The following is a 13,410-nucleotide window of genomic DNA, read 5'->3' as shown; positions in this document are numbered from 1 at the left end:
GACACGTTACGCGCCGTGGCACTTCTTGAATTTCTTGTCGCTGCCGCAGGGGCAAGGATCGTTGCGGCCAACGTCTTTCAAGGCGTTGCGCGCCGGCTCCTGGTGAGCATGACCGCAGTTCGGGCCGTGGACGTGGCCGTGCTGGTGGTCGTGATGCTCATGGGCGTGATCGTCGTGATCATGATTGCAATCAGGGCCATGCACGTGGTCTTGCTGGGTCATCGGGGTTACTCCGGAATAAAATCGCCGGGGATTATCTCCCCATCGCGGCCGATACGCACGTTGTGCCGGAACAAAAAGCCGGTCTTGAGTTTGCCTTCAAGGCTGTAATGAATCGCCTGATCAGGCTTTTTCAGCAGCCTGGCGATGTATTTCATGTGCTGCCAGAGGTTGGTCCTGATCGGCACGACAAAGTTCTTGTGGCCTTCGCCATCGACCACAAACCAGTCGGTGGACTCGCCATCGGCGAGCATCACGTCGCCGAGCATGACTTTATAGCGCAGGCTACGCACCAGCATGCTGCCGCTGTTGGGGTTATCGACGCGAAAATGCAGCTTGAAATCCTGCTGCATCAGCCTGGCCTTGACCACTTCGACCCGGGTCAGGCGCACCACCGGCTCCTTGTAGTCGCTGACCACCAGGCTCGAGCATCCGGCCAGCACCGAGAGCAGCAGCGCCAGGCAAATTTTTCTGATCACGTGCGCCTGTGAAAACATTGTCGTGCTCCATTTGAGGCCTGAGTTTAGCAGGGCGGCCTGCTTGTTCCATTTGCTGAGCGTACGCATACTCATGCCACGAGCTACAGAGTCTGACCCATGAATCTTTATGAAATTGTATTTAATGGCCAATTGATACCCGGCGCTCAGCTTGAACGAGTGCAGGCCAATCTGGGGAAATTGTTTCAGGCCGACGCCCAGCGGCTGGCGCTGCTGTTTTCCGGGCGGCGTCTGGTGCTCAAGAACAATCTCGATGCAGCGGCCGCTGAAAAGTATCGTTCGACCCTTGAGCGCGCCGGAGCGTGGGTCGAAGTTCTGGCCATGGAACAGCAGATCGAAGAGGTGGAGCTGGCGCCGCCACCGGACGAACCCGCCTGGTTGCGCAAACCGTCAGCGCGCAACGGCCGCTTGCAGGTCGCGCCGCGCGATGTGTATATGGCCGCTTTCGTCGACGTCGATGCGCCGGATTTTGCGCTCTTTGAAACCGGTAGCGACTTGCAGGACGCCAAACCCGAAGCTGTTGCGCCTCGTTTGGATCTTTCCCGCATAAGCCTGGCCCCGGCCGGCAGCGACATGGGTCAGGTGGAAAAACCCAAGGCCGGGCCAGCACCGGACACTTCACACCTGAGCCTGAAGTGAATCAGGCCATATAGCTGGCGCAGCACTTCTTGAACTTCTGTTCGCTGCCGCACGGGCACGCATCGTTGCGACCGGCCTTGAGCGGCACGGTCGAGTCGATAAAGTACCAGCGCCCTTGATTCTGGACGAAGGATGAGCGTTCGCGATGGCTGTGCTCCCCGGTGCCGTCATGCCAGCGCGCGGTGAACGTGACGAAGGCATGTTCAGGCTTGCCGCCGAAGACTTCCGTGCTCTCGACTTCCAGTCCCAGCCAGGTACTTTGCAGGCTCCACTGGCTGATGGACTCACGATCCAGCCCGGCTTTCTGCGCCGGTAACGTGGTATCCAGCAAGTAATCGACCAGACCCAGCACATAAGCGCTGTAGCGCGAGCGCATCAGTTTTTCGGCACAGGGCGTAGGCTGGCCGGCGTGAAAAGGGCCGCAGCAGGTGATCAACAAATCACCGCTGCCGCATGGGCAGATTGCGCTACTCATGGGTCACCACCAATATTTGCCAAAATTCTCCGGGTTGGCCCAGAAACGTGCATTGAGCCAGTCCGGTACTTGTTTGTATTCGCGAAGATCGTACGTGAACAGTGTCAGCACTTGTTCGTCCCGGCCAAAGCGTTCAGTCAATTGCAGGGCCAGGGAATAGAAGTCCGTGTCCTGCCAACCGCAGGCAGGCAGATCAGCGAGCACTGCAATGCGGCTGGCGTTCAGGTTACGAATACCGCCGAGCAATTCCAGCCCGGCGCGCTTGGGCAGGTGCTCCAGGCAATCGACGACCAGCGCCAGGTCGAAACGCAGCGCGGCCAGTTCGGCGGGCAATGGCCCCGGCGTCGCATGAAACACTTCTGTTTCCGGATGCGCTTCCTTGAATGCCTGGAGCGCCGGAAATGCCTGTGCGCCGATCATCAACAGGCGGCGCGGCGTCTGCTGGTCGAGCAGGGCGGCCAGCGCTTGCTGTGGCGTGCGGGTGGAAAAGCCTTCGCTCATCGAAAATCCTCGTATTGACCTGCAAGACTAGCGCGCTCTCGGCGGCGGGCCTAGTCCTGTAGGGATTGAACCTCTGCCCTGTTGGAGATTCTATGGTTGCCTGGCCGTCTGTTAGAGGCGCTTTTGTGGGAAATGACGTAACCATGGATTGTGCTGCCACATGGAGCATCGGGTGGCCTCAATTCCCAATAAATACGGGCTCAAACTGGCGAAGTGGCCATGTGATGTCTTTACTTGAGAGGCGGCGCATTGGGCCGAACCCTTGGGAGAAGAAATTAATGAGAATAATCCGGACGGCGTTACCTCTGATTCTTGTAACCAGTGTCTTGACCGGTTGTGCCGGTTTGCAGAAGACCGACTGGCCATTGTGTGCGGCCGGTGGCGCTTTGGCAGGTGCGGCGGCGGGCGCGTTCCAGACCGCCGCGGTTGCCGCCAGCCTGGGTGGCGCGGTGGGTGTGATGGCGGGCGCGTATTGCTGGGTGCATGGCGATGGCGACGATGATGGCGATGGCGTGAAAAACAGCGTCGACAAATGCCCCGATACGCCCAAGGGTGTACAGGTAGACGCCACCGGTTGCCCGCTGGTCGAGCCTGCGCCGGCGGTAGTGGTTGAAGAAGTGGTGGTGGTCAAGGAAGAGGTCATTGTCATTAATGATGTGCTGTTCGAATTCGACTCGGCGCGCCTGACCGCAGCCGACAAATCGAAACTGGACCTGATCGCGACTCGCCTGAAACGCGAAGCGCCGAGTGCGCAATTGCGGGTCAGCGGCCACACCGACAGCGTTGGACGTGATGCCTACAACCAGAAACTGTCCGAGAAACGTGCGATTTCGGTGACCGATTATCTGGTCAGCTCCGGCATCCCGCGCAGTGCGTTTGTGTCTGTTGAAGGCGATGGCGAAGCGCGTCCTGTGGCAGACAACAAAACGGCTTCCGGCCGCTCTCTCAACCGTCGCGTAGAAATCAAGATCAGCCGCTGATTCTCCCTCTCGATGCGGGCTCGACGTCACCGTCGGGCCCGCATTTCCTGCGCCGTTCGGCAGCTCAGCGCTACTGCGTGAAGAATTTTCATCACCCCGCTGGCATATTCGGCAAGCAAGCCGTCTACTGTGCGCGCGGAAAACGCACGCAATAATAAGCGTTCGCATAAAAAATCATGACCAGGGGCGAGTAATGAAGGTGTTTTGGGGATTGGGGAAGCTGCTGACGTTAGGGTTCTGGCTGGTAGTGCTGCTGAATCTGGTTATCGTGTTACCGACGCCGTTCGGCATGTTGATCAAGCTGGCGGGCAGCTTGCTGATATTGACGCATGTCGCCGAACTGCTGCTGTTCAACGGCAGCCTGCGCGGGCGCAAGCATCCCTGGCGTGATCGCTTGCAGATTCTGGTCTTCGGCATTTTTCACCTGCAATCCTTGCCTGAATCGTCCTCGGAGGCCGCTCATGCGTAGTCTTTTCCTGCTGGCCGCGCTGTGCAGCCCTTTGGCGATGGCGCAGACCATTACCGTCGAAAGTCATTCGTTGATGCGCCTGCCTAACGCCACCAGCGTTCTGCAACTGGAGCGTCTGGAAGTCGCGGACTACGGCACTTTGCTGATTCCGTCCGGCCTGACCGAAGTCAAGGTCGATCAACTGGTGCTGGGCCATGAAGCGCGTATTGCGATTGTGCCCGGCAGCCAGCCATTCAGTCTGGTGGTGCGTCGTGGTCAGCTTGGCGAGGGCAGCCAGATCACTGCGCGTGGGTCGCCTGGCACTTATGAGAAAGCGCCGTTGCCAGGGCGAAATCTGACGCTGCGCCTGGAATCCCTAAACGCAGCCGAGCTGTCGGTTGATGCGCGCGGCGGTACGGGCGCGCCCGGTTATGTAGGCCTTGATGGTGCCAACGGCGAAGCGCCGGGTTGCACCTGGGGTCAGGCGGGACGTGGCTTCAATGGCGACGACGGCGGCAATGGCCACGATGGCGCCGCAGGTGGCCAAGTGCGTCTGGAGCTGCCGCTGGCGTTCCCGGCTGCGCACATCAAAGTCAATGTCGAAGGCGGTGCCGGTGGTGCTGCGGGGCAGGGCGGTCATGCGGGCAAAGGCGGAGCGTCCAAGGGTTGCATCGTCTATCGCGCCGATGGCGGCAAAGCCGGGCGTGAAGGTCTGCCAGGCCAACCGGGTGTTGCCGGGCCAGCGGGCGCGTTGACGGTTCAGCGGCTTTAGTTTGCCCTAAGCGCAGATCATCGTTGGAACGAGGCTTGCCCGCGAATCGGGTGTAGGAGCGACTTTTGTCGCGAAGGCGTCAATTGCCTTCCCGGCTAAAGCCGGTCCCACACCGAGCCTAGCTCCAACGGGATCTGGGTTTGGCAGCAGCACTCACAGCTTCAACGTATACCCGACCCCATAGATCGACTGCACGATTTCCTCGCCGGGGCTGATCAGATCCAGTTTTCGGCGCAGGTTCTTGATGTGGCTGTCGACGGTGCGATCAGTCACAACGCGATGGTCGAAATACAGCCGGTCCAACAGTTGATCCCTGGAAAATACGCGGCCCGGCGCATTGGCCAGGGTGAACAGTAAACGCATTTCCACGGGTGTCAGCCCCAGCTCGACGCCGTCCAGCGTGGCGCGAAAGTGATCCGGTTCCACCACCAGCCGCTCGACGCGGACCTCTTCGAGCAGACGGCCGCGGCGCAGGATCGCCTTGACCCGCGCCACCACTTCCCGAGGGCTGAAAGGCTTGCAGATGTAGTCGTCGGCGCCCAGATCGAGACCGAGCAAACGGTCGATCTCTTCGACACGGGCGGTGATCAGGATGATCGGCACGCTACAGAAACTGCGCAGGTCGCGGCATACGTCCAGGCCGTCACGCCCCGGCAACATGATGTCCAGCAGGATCAGCGCCGGTTCGGCGGCGCGCACGGCGGGTACAACCTCCAGGCCGTTGCTCAGGCAGCTGGGCTGGTATCCGGCGGCCAGCAGATAGTCGTGCAGCAGTGACGCCAGTTTGGGTTGGTCTTCGACAATCAGAATGGACGTCATGCTCAAGCGTCTCGCGGCAGGAGCAGCGTCAACCAGACCCCGCCCAAAGGTGAGTGCGCCGCATGCAAGGTGCCGCCATGTGCCTCGGCAATGCTGCGACAGATCGCCAACCCAAGACCAGCGCCACCACTGCTGCGGCTGCGCGATCCTTCGCCACGATAGAAACGTTCGAAAAGGCGCGGCAGTTGTTCGTTGCTGACGCCCGGTGCGGAATCCTCAATATCGACGCGCACCAATTGGCCTTCCTGCCGGGCTTTAATGCGCAAGGTGCCGCCTTGATCGGTGTAGCGCATGGCATTTTCCAGCAGGTTATTCATCAGTTGACGCAGGCGCTGGTCATCGCCTTGTACCGAAAGCGGGGCATCGGGCAGTGCAAGTTGCAGGTCGATGCCGCACACCTTGCTGCGCTCGAAAAACATCGCGGCGCTGTCGCTCAGCAGCGGCACCAGGTCCAGGCGGTTTTTGCGATAGGTCAGCGCGCCTACATCGGCCAGGGACAATTCATACAGGTCGTCCACCAGTTTGCTGAGCATGCTGACTTCGCCTTGCAGTGATTGCATGGAATCGACATCCAGTTGGCGTACGCCGTCCTCGATGGCTTCCAGCTCGCCGCGCATCACCGCCAGCGGCGTGCGCAGCTCGTGGGATACATCGGCCATGAATTCCCGGCGCAGGCGCTCATTGCTCTCCAGGGTCAGGGCCAGTTGATTGAAGTCCCGCGCCAGTTGACCGACTTCGTCGTTGGCCGACACCGAGACCCGCTCGGCATAGTGCCCGGACGCCAGCCGGTGAGTAGCGGCGGCGACCTGCTTGACCGGAGTGAGCAAGGTTCGCGCGATCCACCAGGCGATGAGCATGGCCAGCAGCAATGACACGATGCCCATGCCGAGACTGACCCGCAGTTGATAGGCCTCGAAACGTTGTCCGCCCGCTTCGGAAACACTCTGGAACGGGATGACCGCCAGCCAGCCGACGGTGTTGCCTGCGACGTTGATCGGCCGCAGCAATGCCTGGTCGGCAACGCCGGGATAGCCCATCACCAACGCTTTGTTCTGATCGAACAGGGCGACGCGAAACACCGCGCCTGTCAGGTCGGAAATAGGCGGCGCTCGCCATTCCCCATTCGCAGCCAGATCCTCGCCTTTCACTGGGCGCAGCAATTCGAACCAGTTCTCTGGCTTGTCGCGCAGCGACTCCCAATTGCCATCGCGCTGCCAGGTTTTTTCCAGGCGCGGCAGGATCGGCTCAAGGCGCTGCAGCGCCTGCTCGTTCAGATAGCCCAGGAAACCACGGCCGAAACTCCAGCTGGTGGCCATGCTCATGCTGAGGATGACCAGGGTCACGCTGGCCATGATTGCCAGAAACAATTTGGTGGAAATGCTCAGTTTCATGCAGGAAGCCCGGTGAAGTGCCTGGCTATTTAGGCGCCTGCACGCTGTAGATACAAGGCTTGTGGGCAATCTTCAATTTCTCTGCACATTTGCTCCGTAGCATTGGGCCATGCATTCCTGTAACGCCGAGGCTTCAATGTCCATCAAACGCTTTGCCGAACTTCTGGTGACGGCCGCTTTCATTCTTTCCGTGCTGGTGCTGGGTGCCCTTGGAGGTTGCTCCAAAGCGGCGCCCGAGCCTGTCGCTAAAACTCCGCAAGTGACGGTGCTGACCATCAAGCCTCGGGTACAGGCTTTTGATACCGAGCTGAGCGGGCGCACTCAGGCGTTCATGGTCGCCGACATTCGCCCGCAAGTGGGCGGCATCGTGCAGAAGCGGCTGTTCGTCGAAGGTGCGCAAGTAAAGGCCGGTCAGGCGCTTTATCAACTGGATCCGGCGACTTACCAGGCGGCGCTCGCGGAAGCCCAGGCGACGTTGGCCAAAGCTCAGGCGACGGCGAAATCTTCTGAGTTGACCGCGAAACGCGATGCCGGCCTGGCCAAGATCGACGCCATCAGCCAGCAGGATAACGAAGACGCTCAGGCCTCATTGCTCACTGCTCAGGCTGAAGTGAAAGTCGCCCAGGCGGGTGTGGAGACCGCGCGGATCAACCTTGCCTACACGCGCATCACCGCACCGATCAGCGGCCGTATCGAAACCTCCACCGTCACGCCGGGCGCATTGGTAACGGCCAGCCAGGACACGGCGCTGACCACGGTCCAGCAGCTGGACCCGATTTACGTTGATGTCACCCAATCCACCACCGACTTGCTGCGCCTCAAGCGCGACCTGGCCAGCGGCATCTTGCAGAGCAATGGCGCTGGTGAGGCGGAAATCTCGTTGTTGCTGGAAGACGGCAGCACATACGCACAGAAGGGCCGCCTGAAATTCAGCGGCGTCAGCGTCAACGAAAGTACCGGTACAGTGACCTTGCGCGGTGTGATCGCCAACCCTGACGGCTTGCTGTTACCGGGCATGTACGTGCGTGCCGTGCTGGAACAGGGCCGTGACGAGCAAGCGATTCTCCTGCCGCAAAAATCGGTAACGCGTAGCGAAGGCGGCACCGCTTCGGCGCTGGTGCTGGTCAATGGCAAGGTCGAGCAGCGAACGCTGACCATCGGTCGCGCCATCGACAATCAATGGTGGATCACATCCGGGCTCAAGGCCGGTGAGCAGGTCATCGTCGAAGGCGGGCAGAAAGTGCATGCGGGGGATGCGGCGCTAGGTGTCGAGCAACAAGCAACGGCCAAGTCTGACGCTGTCACCAACGGCACTGCCGTGAAGGAGGGCTGATCCATGGCTGGTTTTTTCATTGATCGACCGATTTTCGCCTGGGTGCTGGCCATCGTCATCATGCTCGCCGGTGGCCTGTCCATCAGCCGTCTGGCTCTGGAGCAATACCCGGACATCGCGCCGCCCACGGTGCGTATCTCCGCCACTTACACCGGAGCATCGGCAAAAACCGTCGAGGACTCGGTCACCCAGGTCATCGAACAACAGATGACCGGCATCGACAACCTGACCTACATGTCGGCATCCAGCAGTTCCGACGGCAGCGCCAGTATCAGTCTGTCATTCAACGCGGGCACTGATCCCGACGTGTCGCAGATGCAAGTGCAGAACAAACTGCAGCAAGTCGAATCACGCTTGCCGCAAGCGGTACAGAACGAAGGCCTGACCGTCACCAAGGGCGGCTCGGACTTTCTGATGATCGCCGCGCTGGCGTCCAACAATCCGGCGACCACCGCCACGCAAATCGGCGATTACATTTCCAGCACGTTGCTGGACCAGATCAGCCGGGTCAACGGCGTGGGTGAAGTGAAAACCCTGGGTTCGGGCTTTGCCATGCGCATCTGGATGGACCCGGCCAAGCTGGAAAAATACGCCCTGATGCCGTCTGATATCAGCGCTGCCCTTGAAGCCCAGAACACTGAGGTGTCGGTCGGCCAGCTGGGCTCGCTGCCAGCCAGAGCCGGGCAGCAGTTGAACGCGACGATCAGTGCGCGCAGCAAATTGCAGACGGTCGCGCAGTTTCGCGATGTGGTGGTCAAATCCTCCAGCACCGGCGCGGTGGTGCTGTTGAGCGAGGTGGCGCGCATCGAGCTGGGCAGCGAGGATTACAGCGTGGGCACGGCGCTCAACGGGCGACCGGCTGCCGCCATGGGCGTGCAACTGGCGACCAACGCCAACGCGCTGGACGTGGGCAAGGCGGTCAAGGCCAAGCTGGCCGAACTGTCGGCGTTCTATCCCAAGGACATGCAGCTGGAAAACGTCATTGCCTACGACACGACGCCCTTCGTCAGCATCTCCATTGAAGAAGTGGTCAAGTCGCTGGGTGAAGCCATCGTGCTGGTGGTGCTGATCATGTTTCTGTTCTTGCAGAACCTGCGCGCCACGCTGATTCCGGCGATCACCGTGCCAGTGGTGCTGTTGGGCACTTTCGGCGTGCTGGCGGTGTTTGGCTATTCAATCAATACCCTGACCATGTTCGCCATGGTCCTGGCCATCGGTTTGCTGGTGGATGATGCCATCGTGGTGGTGGAGAACGTCGAGCGGGTCATGGCCGAGGAGGGTCTGTCGCCGCTGGAAGCCACTCGCAAATCGATGAAGGAAATCACCGGCGCGCTCGTGGGTATTGCGTTGGTGCTGTCGGCAGTGTTCATTCCCATGGCGTTTTTCTCCGGCTCCACGGGGATTATCTACCGCCAGTTCTCGGTGACCATCGTCGCGGCGATGCTGCTCTCGGTGCTGGTGGCCATGACTCTGACGCCCGCGCTGTGCGCAACGCTGCTACGGCAATCCGATGCCCGCAGCGATGTGCCCAAACGTGGTTTCTTTGGCTGGTTCAACCGCACCTTCGAGCGCGGTTCGCAGCGCTATCAAGGGCTGGTGGGCGGGATTCTCGCGCGTGGCGGGCGCAGCATGCTGGTTTACGGGCTGATCATTCTGGTCATGGGCGTGGTGTATGTGCGTCTGCCGACGTCGTTCCTGCCTGATGAAGATCAGGGCATTCTCATGGCGCAACTGCAACTGCCCGTCGGCGCCACTGACAGTCGAACCCAGGCGGTGATGAAGCAGTTCGAGGATTACATGCTCAAGCAGCCGGAAGTCGAAGCGTTGATCAGCATTACCGGACTCGGCGTGGGCGGCAACAGCCAGAACACCGGTCGGGCGTTCATCAAGCTCAAGGACTGGAGCGAGCGCACCGGCGCTGATCAGGGTTCGGCGCGAATCGCGGCGCGGGCCACCGCTGATTTGTCGCAGATCGTTTCCGACGCCAATGTGTTCGTCGCCCAGCCGCCAGCGATTCGCGGATTGGGCCAAAGTTCCGGCTTTGATGTGCAGCTCAAGGATCTTGGCGGGCTGGGCCACGATTCGCTGGTCAAGGCGCGAGCGCAGTTCATCGAGCTGGCCAGGCAACAACCTGCATTGCAAGGCGTACGCAGCACCGGTCTGGACGATGCGCCGTTGCTGCACATCGCTATCAACGATCGCAAGGCCGGGGCGCTGAGCCTGACCACCAGCGACATCAACGACACCTTGTCAGCGGCGTTGGGCGGCAATTACGTCAACGATTTTCTGAACGAAGGGCGGGTGAAAAAGGTGTATATCCAGGGCGACGCCGCCGCGCGCATGCAGGCCGAGGATCTTGATCACTGGTTCGTGCGCAACAGCAAGGACGAGATGGTGCCGTTCTCATCTTTTGTCACCTATTCCTGGAGCTTTGGCTCGCCGCTGCTGGAACGCTACAACGGCAGTTCATCGCTGGAACTGGTGGGCGACCCTGCGCCGGGCGTGAGTTCGGGCGATGCCATGGACGCGGTGGAAGCAATCATGAAACAGCTGCCGGACGGCATCGGTTACGAATGGACCGGTCAGTCCTATCAGGAACGTTTATCCGGTTCCCAGGCGCCGCTGCTGTATGGCGTGTCGATTCTATTCGTTTTCCTGTGCCTGGCCGCGTTGTATGAAAGCTGGTCGGTGCCGTTTTCGGTGATGCTGGTGGTGCCGCTTGGCGTCGTCGGTGCGGTGCTGGCAACGCACTTTGTCGGGCTGTCCAACGACGTGTATTTCCAGGTGGGGCTGCTGACCACGGTCGGGCTGGCGGCGAAAAACGCCATTCTGATCGTCGAATTCGCCAAGCATCTTCAAGAGCAGGGGCAGGACCTGCGTGAGGCAACGCTCAACGCGGTGCGCCTGCGTCTGCGTCCGATTCTGATGACCTCGCTGGCCTTCATGTGCGGCGTGCTGCCACTGGCGTTGAGTTCCGGAGCGGGTTCCGGCGGACGCCAGGCCATCGGCACCGGGGTGCTCGGTGGCATGTTGTCAGCCACCGTGTTGGGGATCTTCTTCGTGCCGCTGTTCTTCGTGTTGATTCGCGGTCGGTTCAGCAAAGTGAGTGACTTTTCCAGCGCCAAGGCAGGTGAAGCATGAGCCGGGTTCGTGATGAGTTTTTGGCCCTGCGCAATGAGCCTGTGGGAGCGAGCTTGCTCGCGAAGGCCATGGTAGCCGTTCGGAAATTGGCGGATGTGTGCCGGCCTCTTCGCGAGCAAGCTCGCTTCCACAGGGTATGCATCGTCCTGCTTGCAATCCTCAGCCTGAGCGGCTGCATCAATCTCGCCCCCGATTACCAGCGTCCTGAAGCCCCGGTCGCTGCGGATTGGCATTCGGGCACCGCCATTGCCGGTCAAGCCGAGGCGGACATAGGCTGGCGTGAGTTCTTTCTCGATGACCGGCTCAAGCAACTGCAGGCGCTGGCCCTGGTCAACAACCGTGACCTACGGCTGGCCAGCCTGAATATCGACAAGGCCCGCGCCCAGTATCGAATCCAGCGCGCGGCAGCGTTCCCGTCGATCACCGCCGAAGGCAGCGCAACCAGCACGCGCACGCCGGGCACGTTGTCCAACAGCGGCGTGGCGACCACTAGCCATCAATACAGCGCCGATATTGGCCTGAGCAGCTACGAACTGGATTTCTTCGGACGGGTACAGAATCTGAAAGACGAAGCACTCGAAGACTACTTGTCCTTGAACGAAACCCGACGCAGCACGCAGATAAGTCTGGTCGCCGAAGTGGCCACCGCCTGGTTGACCCTGGCGGCGGACAGCCAGCGCCTGAAACTGGCCGAGGACACCCTGCGCAGCCAGCAGGCCACTTACGACCTGACCCGGCGCAGTCATGATCTTGGCGGCTCGTCAGGACTGGCGCTGGCTCAGGCGCAAACCACCGTCAATTCGGCGCAAGGCGATGCGGCGGTGTATCGCAGCCAGATTCTGCAGGATCAAAATGCGCTGCGGCTGTTGGTCGGGGCTGAACTCCCAGCCAATCTGCTGCCGGACGATCAACCTCAGGCCGTTGCCGTGTTGGTGCAGATTCCAGCGGCGCTGCCGTCCAGCGTGCTGGAAAATCGCCCCGACGTGCTGGCCGCCGAACACACGCTCAAGGCCGCCAATATGGACATTGGCGTGGCACGAGCGGCGTTCTTCCCGAGTATCAGCCTGACGGCCAGCGCCGGTTCGGCCAGTTCCGATCTGTCCGGTTTGTTCAAGGCTGGCAGCGGCGCCTGGACCTTTGCGCCTTCCATCAGTGTGCCGATCTTCAACGCCGGCAGTAATCGCGCGACGCTGGATCAGGCCAAGGTCGAAAACGAAATCCAGGTGCAGACCTATCAGCAGACCTTGCAGACCGCCTTCCGCGAAGTGGCTGATGCCTTGGCCGTACGCAGCACCCTGGCCGAACGCCTGCAAGCGCAACAGGACCTCACCGACGCCAGCGCTGTCAGTTATCGGCTGGCCGACGCGTTGTATCGCGCCGGGTCGCAAAGCTTCCTCGAAGCCCTCGACTCCCAACGCTCGCTGTACACCGCCCAACAGGACCTGATTACGCTCAAGCTGGATGAGCAATCCAACAGGATCAGTTTGTACAAAGTGCTTGGGGGTGGGTGGAAGGAGTAGGCGCCCCGGTGAACCAGACCTACCGCGTTATCGTTCTTCCCGGACAAGTCCGGTCCTACCGGGCGAATGCAAAACCGGTAGGAGGGGACTTGTCCCCGAGACGCCAACCCGCCCACCTCAATCGATCTGACCCGCCGCGTTATTGTTCTTCGCGAGCAAGCTCGCTCCCACACAGTCTGCACGGATCCATTTGCCAGCCGGGTCAGCCTCAGAACCCAGGCCTCGCGGAGGCAATTACCACCACGGCAAGACCCACCAGCAGATTAATTCCCACCAAGCGACGAATCCGGCCAAGGGCGGCAGCGCCTTCGGCCCAGTTTTCAGCTTCCACCGCGCGGCGCAGTTCCGGCAGCTGCAATGACTGGATACGAATAAACAGCGCAGTCATGACCACGTACAGGCCCATCATCATCTGCACGTAGCGCGGCGCGCCGTCGAAGCCGCCGAAGTGCAGGTGCATCATGCCCACGCCGGTGATTGGCAAGACCACGACCGTGGCCCAGACCCAGACGAAAAACCGTGGAAACACCTGGACCCACAATTTCAATCGGGATGGGCCTTCCAGCGCCGCGCCGACCGCCGGTCGCAAGACCATCCAGGCGAAAAACATGCCGCCAACCCAGACCAGAGCGGCTAAAACATGCAAGGTGTAAACAAGGGCGAAAGGTGTCATCA

Annotated in this window: 14 protein-coding genes; 7 read left to right on the top strand and 7 right to left on the bottom strand. The window is 60.7% G+C overall.

Annotated elements, in window-relative coordinates:
- Nucleotides 1–6: 6 nt before the first annotated feature.
- Nucleotides 7–222, bottom strand: a complete 216-nt coding sequence (locus ACP7E4_RS21105) for an SEC-C metal-binding domain-containing protein (RefSeq protein WP_426117536.1) — start codon at nucleotides 220–222, stop codon at nucleotides 7–9.
- A 5-nt stretch (nucleotides 223–227) separates the two neighbouring features.
- Nucleotides 228–716, bottom strand: a complete 489-nt coding sequence (locus ACP7E4_RS21100) for an LEA type 2 family protein (RefSeq protein ID WP_426117534.1) — start codon at nucleotides 714–716, stop codon at nucleotides 228–230.
- A gap of 99 nt (nucleotides 717–815) precedes the next feature.
- On the opposite strand from ACP7E4_RS21100, the gene ACP7E4_RS21095 reads away from it, so the two are divergent.
- A complete protein-coding gene (locus tag ACP7E4_RS21095; RefSeq protein WP_426117532.1) occupies nucleotides 816–1,355 on the top strand; it encodes a hypothetical protein in 540 nt (179 codons plus the stop codon).
- Between the two features lies 1 nt (nucleotide 1,356).
- On the opposite strand, the gene ACP7E4_RS21090 is transcribed toward ACP7E4_RS21095, so the two are convergent.
- On the bottom strand, nucleotides 1,357–1,830 hold the full coding sequence (locus ACP7E4_RS21090; RefSeq protein WP_426117530.1) for a YchJ family protein: 474 nt from the start codon (nucleotides 1,828–1,830) through the stop codon (nucleotides 1,357–1,359).
- A 3-nt stretch (nucleotides 1,831–1,833) separates the two neighbouring features.
- Nucleotides 1,834–2,331, bottom strand: a complete 498-nt coding sequence (locus ACP7E4_RS21085; protein WP_426117528.1) for a DUF6231 family protein — start codon at nucleotides 2,329–2,331, stop codon at nucleotides 1,834–1,836.
- 278 nt (nucleotides 2,332–2,609) lie between these two features.
- On the opposite strand from ACP7E4_RS21085, the gene ACP7E4_RS21080 reads away from it, so the two are divergent.
- The 3 genes from ACP7E4_RS21080 to ACP7E4_RS21070 all read left to right on the top strand — a co-directional run bounded on the left by ACP7E4_RS21080 (nucleotide 2,610) and on the right by ACP7E4_RS21070 (nucleotide 4,531).
- Nucleotides 2,610–3,311 carry an OmpA family protein gene (locus ACP7E4_RS21080; protein WP_426117526.1) on the top strand — a complete coding sequence of 234 codons (702 nt, stop codon included), beginning with the start codon at nucleotides 2,610–2,612 and terminating at the stop codon, nucleotides 3,309–3,311.
- Between the two features lie 193 nt (nucleotides 3,312–3,504).
- The gene (locus ACP7E4_RS21075) at nucleotides 3,505–3,780 is read left to right on the top strand and encodes a DUF1145 domain-containing protein (protein WP_426117524.1); all 276 of its coding nucleotides are present in this window, start codon (nucleotides 3,505–3,507) and stop codon (nucleotides 3,778–3,780) included.
- Nucleotides 3,773–4,531, top strand: coding sequence for a collagen-like protein (locus tag ACP7E4_RS21070; RefSeq protein ID WP_426117522.1), 759 nt, complete (start codon nucleotides 3,773–3,775; stop codon nucleotides 4,529–4,531). The genes ACP7E4_RS21075 and ACP7E4_RS21070 overlap by 8 nt, the downstream gene beginning before the upstream one ends.
- Nucleotides 4,532–4,684: 153 nt before the next feature.
- On the opposite strand, the gene ACP7E4_RS21065 is transcribed toward ACP7E4_RS21070, so the two are convergent.
- A complete protein-coding gene (locus ACP7E4_RS21065) occupies nucleotides 4,685–5,350 on the bottom strand; it encodes a response regulator (RefSeq protein WP_426117520.1) in 666 nt (221 codons plus the stop codon).
- A gap of 2 nt (nucleotides 5,351–5,352) precedes the next feature.
- Complete coding sequence (gene baeS, locus ACP7E4_RS21060) at nucleotides 5,353–6,741, bottom strand: sensor histidine kinase efflux regulator BaeS (RefSeq protein ID WP_426117518.1); 1,389 nt, start codon at nucleotides 6,739–6,741, stop codon at nucleotides 5,353–5,355.
- 136 nt (nucleotides 6,742–6,877) lie between these two features.
- Between baeS and ACP7E4_RS21055 the strand changes: the two genes are divergently transcribed.
- Genes ACP7E4_RS21055 through ACP7E4_RS21045 form a run of 3 tightly spaced genes read left to right on the top strand, consistent with a single transcriptional unit; the run spans nucleotide 6,878 to nucleotide 12,735 of the window.
- Complete coding sequence (locus ACP7E4_RS21055) at nucleotides 6,878–8,074, top strand: efflux RND transporter periplasmic adaptor subunit (protein ID WP_426117516.1); 1,197 nt, start codon at nucleotides 6,878–6,880, stop codon at nucleotides 8,072–8,074.
- Nucleotides 8,075–8,077: 3 nt separating this feature from the next.
- The gene (locus tag ACP7E4_RS21050; protein WP_426117514.1) at nucleotides 8,078–11,215 is read left to right on the top strand and encodes an efflux RND transporter permease subunit; all 3,138 of its coding nucleotides are present in this window, start codon (nucleotides 8,078–8,080) and stop codon (nucleotides 11,213–11,215) included.
- Complete coding sequence (locus tag ACP7E4_RS21045) at nucleotides 11,212–12,735, top strand: efflux transporter outer membrane subunit (RefSeq protein ID WP_426117512.1); 1,524 nt, start codon at nucleotides 11,212–11,214, stop codon at nucleotides 12,733–12,735. Before ACP7E4_RS21050 ends, ACP7E4_RS21045 begins: the two co-directional genes overlap by 4 nt.
- A 208-nt stretch (nucleotides 12,736–12,943) precedes the next feature.
- Here ACP7E4_RS21045 and ACP7E4_RS21040 read toward each other — a convergent pair whose 3' ends face one another.
- The gene (locus tag ACP7E4_RS21040) at nucleotides 12,944–13,408 is read right to left on the bottom strand and encodes a CopD family protein (protein WP_426117510.1); all 465 of its coding nucleotides are present in this window, start codon (nucleotides 13,406–13,408) and stop codon (nucleotides 12,944–12,946) included.
- Nucleotides 13,409–13,410: the final 2 nt, after the last annotated feature.

The organism is Pseudomonas sp. DSP3-2-3 (assembly GCF_049898225.1).
GTDB lineage: Bacteria > Pseudomonadota > Gammaproteobacteria > Pseudomonadales > Pseudomonadaceae > Aquipseudomonas.
The sequence above is the reverse complement of the archived record's forward strand: the minus strand, read 5'-3'. Positions and strand labels throughout refer to the sequence as shown.